The sequence below is a fragment of the Butyricicoccus sp. AM78-15b2TA genome, from assembly GCF_027665985.1.
In the GTDB taxonomy this organism is placed as follows: domain Bacteria; phylum Bacillota; class Clostridia; order Oscillospirales; family Butyricicoccaceae; genus Agathobaculum; species Agathobaculum butyriciproducens.
The window spans coordinates 1-5,332 of record NZ_JAQEHY010000040.1 but is presented as its reverse complement, the minus strand read 5'-3'; the positions used below and the strand labels follow the sequence as shown (position 1 = coordinate 5,332).

The following is a 5,332-nucleotide window of genomic DNA, read 5'->3' as shown; positions in this document are numbered from 1 at the left end:
TATATGCGAATCCGATTCAAGACAACGGACGCGCGATATGTGCTTGAAAAAATCCTGCGGCTCAACATGAAATATGTAATCTCTGAGGACGGCGGTGTGTACGGCTATTCGTACCGCTTCATGCATGGCAACATTCTCGTTCTGTCCTCGCCCAATGAAGAAAAGGGTGTGCTGCTGGAACTGCGCGGGCGTGGCTGCCGCGAGTTTGAGTGCTACCTGCGCGGACAGAAACGGTCATGGTATGAGTTTATGCGTGACTGCGCTACCGAGGGCTGTGTATTCAAGCGTATTGACCTTGCAATCAACGACCATGCAGGACTGCTCCATGTGCCGACGCTGTACCGCAAGCGCGTTACTGGTGAGTGTGTCACGCGGCTGCGAAATGTAGAATACTTCGCGTCCGGTCGTGAAAATTCGTGGGAAACCGACGAGGACTTAAAGATGGAAATGGGTCACACGCTCTATCTCGGCTCTAAGGATTCCGATGTGTACTTCTGTATCTATGAGAAAGCACAGGAGCAAAAGGCTAAATTCGGCAAGTCGATTGAGGACGCAGACATTCTCAACCGCTTTGAACTGCGACTGACGAACAATGCTGCGGAAAATTCCGCAGACGCGCTAATGGACAGCGAGGACGCGGCAGGACCGGCGTTTTCCATCATCAACAACTATGTGCGCTTCATCGAGCCGCAAGCCGATAAGCGGCGTTATGACTGCCCTACGGACAAGCACTGGGAACAGTTTATGCAGGGCGAGAAACGCAAGCTGAAACTGACAATGAAGCCGAAGCCGTTCGACTTGGAGCGCACGGAAAATTGGATAAACACACAGGTTGCAAAATCTATCAAAATGCTGCAAGAAATCGAGAAAATGAAAGGTCGGGATTTTGTGCAGCAGCTTTTGGACGGCACGGTGCTGAATGAAAAGCATAGGAAGATTGTCGCGCAGGTGACGAGTGAGAGTTCAGTGTGTAGATAAAAGGACTGGAGAATACCCCAGTCCTTTTATGATTCCGAATATCTTAAGTTGTTTTTTTAGATATAGTTATCTTTTTTTGATGGATGAACATGAAAATTGTATGACCAATCAGTCCGCTCAACACCCATAAAATAACTTGATCTGTCGAAAATATACCTGTATGGAGCATCACTCGCAATAATGCAAGCGATATAGAAAGTATAAGTTGAACAACTAAAAATCTTTTCCATCGTAGTAGGCAAGGAACATACTTAGAGAGAATAATTCCCGTTATAAGAAATATCCCTAAGTTCCCAGTCACGTTTTGGAACAGAATATTGTGTTTTTCCCATACTCCAATAGTTTGGAATAACCATGGGTATGAAAACGCATTAAGAAATTGCACAAAAGATAAGTGATTTGTGTCTTGGGCGAATAAAATAGATGTTGGATTCACAAATCCTTTATCGACTATGAATGAGAGATTCACTGCTATCCAAAGGAACGCTAATCTTTTCTCATATTTAGCTTTATATCTTGTTGGTGACAGATAATATATCAATATATGGAGGAAAGATAAAATGATGATACATAAGAGTAGTCCATCATATGAAAAATCAAATCTCCATTGCAAGGATATAATTGCTATGTAAGAAAAAAAGCACAAGAAACAAATTAGTGATACTATTTGGAGAAATTTTCGTGCTGTATCCATATTAGCTATATACCGAGAGTGTTCCGCTTAACCAACATCCGTCAGCCGCTTTAGATAACTCTACAAAATATTGATTACCAGAGTCTACATTAAAGGAATGTGATGTCTTACCCGCTCGTTGACACTCAAATTTACCGACAAATTTTGTTGTAAATCTGTTTTTCTGATATAAACTGGCGTAAAATGTTTTGATATAATAATCCGGATTATTGGTTGTAGATGATACCGCTACTTTAATAGTTGATTTACCGGTAAAATTATAATTTGTGTAAATCGTACTATCGAAATCAAAAGAACCGATGTAGTCCTTCGACAGATTCCATGTAGTACCATAGCTAGGTACCTTGGTTCCTCTCTCGTATTCGTTTGCTGGTGTCATAATATCATCGACCGCAAATGCACCGCCAATCATGGAAAACAGCACTGCAAGTGTACTCATAATTGAAATTAACTTTTTCATTTAATCACCTCTATTGAAATTACTTTTGGATGGTTGTATACTTATCGTATATCCACATAAGTCCGATGCACCGCTAACGCGGTGAGGTGTCCAGCCTTTCGGTTTATGTGGATTTTTTTATAAATCATTGGAATCACTACCTTTCTCGTCGTTATCTTAGCGAGTAAGTACCCGTATATGGTGGCTATCAGATATGATTCTGTAATTTTGAATCAGATTCTTAGGAAAGGAAAATAGTACCTTTCGCGTAGGTTCCGGTGTTACCTTTACTTAATTTGATATAGTACTTTTCTTTTTCAGCGATACGCGGAAATACTAAATGGACCTTTTGTCCATATGCAACATCAATTCCCTCGACATAAGTATTGCCGCTTTTTTTGTAAAGAGCAACGGTATAGCTTTTATCTTTCGAATTTCCGGTTGTTGCAGATACCTCTACATTAAGATAGCCATACGGATTAAGGAAACAATAATTTGTGTATGTATAGTCCTTGAAATTAAATGTTCCCATATAGGTGGTTTTACCTAAATCGTAAACAGATCTTGGAATACTGGAGCCACGCGCTTTTACATCGGTGAGAAAATTCTCGCTGTACTTTTTCATTTCTTGCTCGATTTCCGAATCCGTAATCGGTTCAGAAGAAACAATAAACGGTGCGCTGTCGTTCTCAGACGAATCGAGAGATTGTGTATCAATAGTGGTATCGTCCAACGCGAAAGCGCCGTTTCGCTGATATTCATTGTATTTGTCCATAATTTCTTCATCAGACATAGGGACAGACGAAACGATTACCGGCGCAGATGAAAGTTCAGTACTCTTAAGAGTAGTCTTCTCTTGTGGCATTGCTCCTGCACCGACCATAAGCGCCGACGCAAGCATGCAGCCAGCTAATGTCGCGCCTACTATCTTTTTGCACTTGTTCATGTTAACCTCCTTGTATCGGTCTTTCCGGAATTGTTGCAGTGTACCTGTAACAATCGTTGTGAGATTTATAGGAAAGTAGATTGTATTGTTTTGTCAAGTCAGATTCTATCCACATGAATCCGATGCACCGCTAACGCGGTGAGGTGTCCAGCCTTTCGGTTTTATGTGGATTTTTTAATAAACCATTGGAACCACCACCTTTCATAAGTTTATAAATTACGATCCCGGAACAGGAAGCCATTCTGGGTCTACCCAATATCCACGGGTTTCATTCCAGCGACGATACTGCTGCTTGCCTTTATATATGCGTGTTTTATAAACAATCACATCAGCATACGGTGCAATTATGCTATCACCACTGGTTTGGTATGCGGGTATTGGCGGAATATCTGCTGCCATTGCAATTGGTGCATTCGCAGATAAAATAGTCGCTATACCCAGTGCACAAAATAGTTGTTTCTTCATTTTTGTTCACTCTCTATCAACTTAAATCCTATTTGCTGATAAAAGTCAGCTTCTTCTTTTTTTAATTGAATTGGCTGTTCGTTTTGAATACACAGCCAATATTCCCCCACACGGTCTTGTTTGATATACGCCGTGTCACTGTTAAAGTCAATGGTCTGCGGCTCTGTACTTTTAGGTGCCTCAAATTGCGGTTGCGGCAGAACCGTATAGGACGCAATCAACAGAACGGTAAATACGCTGGTGAATACCGCATTGGCTACGCGATTGCGCCGATTGGCCGAGTAGGCCATAACCGTTTCAAACCGTTCCTTGATTGCGGCGTCTGCGTCCGTTCTGAATAACGCTGCTGCCGCGAACGGTATACGGTGTTTGCGGTCGCTCTGCTTCATCAGCGAAAGAATTGTCCGCAAGTATGCGGCGCGTTCCTTGCCGCACAATGTTCGTGCAACGGACAGGTCACATTTGATTTCTAAGTTCTGCTCCAAGTCCTTTTGCAGCAGATATACAACCGGATTCCACCAGAAGATTATGCAGAACAGTGTGACCAATAGTTTAACAACGGTGTCGTGATTGAGAAAGTGCGTGTACTCATGCAGCAGAACATAGCGCAGTTCCGCTTCGGTGTAGTTCTTGTTCGGCAGAATGATTCGCTTGTGAATCACGCCGATACCGAACGCGGATTCAACGCTTGTAGTGATGTAACCATGCACCTTGATTGTGCGACGGGTCTGTTGCTGCACTTGTCTGAACAGAACATTTATTTGTTCGTCCCATGGTTCGGCGTAATGCTCCACACTGCGTATCGCTTTACGATACTGCCGAGCATACCGAAACAGCAGCACGCAAAATCCAAGCAGCCATACAGCGCAAAGAATAAGTGCAAGTGTCTTATTTGCCAATATAGTATGTTCTCGCGTCAGCAGGTTGTAGATGTACGGATAAATAACATCATCTGCCGCAATCAGCGTGTGCGAAAATTCCAACGGCAGGAATAACCGGACTGCGCAGAACAGATACAACAGAACCATAGGCAGCACGCCGAAGTGCTGTTTGAACCGCGTATGCCGTAACAGGTAAATTGCTACGATTAGCAAACTGCTCCATAGTAACGCAGATAAAAATGAGAATATGGTAATTTGCATTATTTCTCTTTGCTCTTTTCCTCAATCTGTGCTTCGTACTCATCTACCATCTTTTCGAGTTCCGCAATCAGCTTTTCGTCCTGTTCCGGCGTGCGCTGTTTGCGGTCTTTTTTGAACAACGCAACGGCGATTCGAGCGAATAGTGCGTTGTTTACGCCCTGTTCTTCCAGCATATTGGCTAGAAATTCGTCCTTTGTCAGACAAGAAACAAATTGCTGTGACCGATAAAATCTGTCCTGCTGGATACCATCAGCCTTTATCATGCCCTTTTTGACAAGCTGCTTCACGAGTTTGTCAACATAATTCGGTTTCCAGTCGGCTTCTGTGATTTTCTCTGAAAGTTGGGCAACGGTTAATGGAGCGTTCTCTTTCCAGAGCGTGTTCATCAGAATTTCTTCTGAATTGGAGAGATTGTATTTTCTCATTGTGTTCACCTCCTCGCCCAATCACCTGTCGGGTGAAGTTCTTGCAGATAGGATAAACACTTATTGGGTGATTGTCAATAGAGAAAGTCACATTTTGTGTAAATGCCCAAAATATAACTTTATTTATTGTGAGAAAATACAGCGAAATAACAAGCAGCTTTGTATCAAGATAAGAAAAAGTAAAGATTTATTCTCTCTGCGCTCGCCGCCGCGAGAATGGTGAGGGGGTGCTGCGGCTGTGGG

Annotated in this window: 6 protein-coding genes; 1 reads left to right on the top strand and 5 read right to left on the bottom strand. The window is 42.8% G+C overall.

What is annotated here, in order from left to right:
- A partial coding sequence (locus PGS25_RS15335) for a replication initiation factor domain-containing protein (RefSeq protein ID WP_270419392.1) occupies window positions 1–978 on the top strand: 978 nt, incomplete at its 5' end.
- A 695-nt stretch (window positions 979–1,673) separates the two neighbouring features.
- Here the strand turns inward: PGS25_RS15335 and PGS25_RS15330 are convergent.
- From PGS25_RS15330 to PGS25_RS15310, 5 genes are all read right to left on the bottom strand, one after another.
- A complete protein-coding gene (locus PGS25_RS15330) occupies window positions 1,674–2,132 on the bottom strand; it encodes a hypothetical protein (protein WP_270419391.1) in 459 nt (152 codons plus the stop codon).
- A 220-nt stretch (window positions 2,133–2,352) separates the two neighbouring features.
- Window positions 2,353–3,057 (bottom strand): hypothetical protein, encoded by a 705-nt coding sequence (locus PGS25_RS15325; protein ID WP_270419390.1) that lies wholly within the window; start codon window positions 3,055–3,057, stop codon window positions 2,353–2,355.
- Between the two features lie 216 nt (window positions 3,058–3,273).
- Window positions 3,274–3,522 carry a hypothetical protein gene (locus tag PGS25_RS15320; protein ID WP_147357839.1) on the bottom strand — a complete coding sequence of 83 codons (249 nt, stop codon included), beginning with the start codon at window positions 3,520–3,522 and terminating at the stop codon, window positions 3,274–3,276.
- Complete coding sequence (locus PGS25_RS15315) at window positions 3,519–4,664, bottom strand: M56 family metallopeptidase (RefSeq protein ID WP_270419389.1); 1,146 nt, start codon at window positions 4,662–4,664, stop codon at window positions 3,519–3,521. Before PGS25_RS15315 ends, PGS25_RS15320 begins: the two co-directional genes overlap by 4 nt.
- Window positions 4,664–5,089 carry a BlaI/MecI/CopY family transcriptional regulator gene (locus PGS25_RS15310; protein WP_270419387.1) on the bottom strand — a complete coding sequence of 142 codons (426 nt, stop codon included), beginning with the start codon at window positions 5,087–5,089 and terminating at the stop codon, window positions 4,664–4,666. The genes PGS25_RS15315 and PGS25_RS15310 overlap by 1 nt, the downstream gene beginning before the upstream one ends.
- Window positions 5,090–5,332 lie beyond the last annotated feature (243 nt).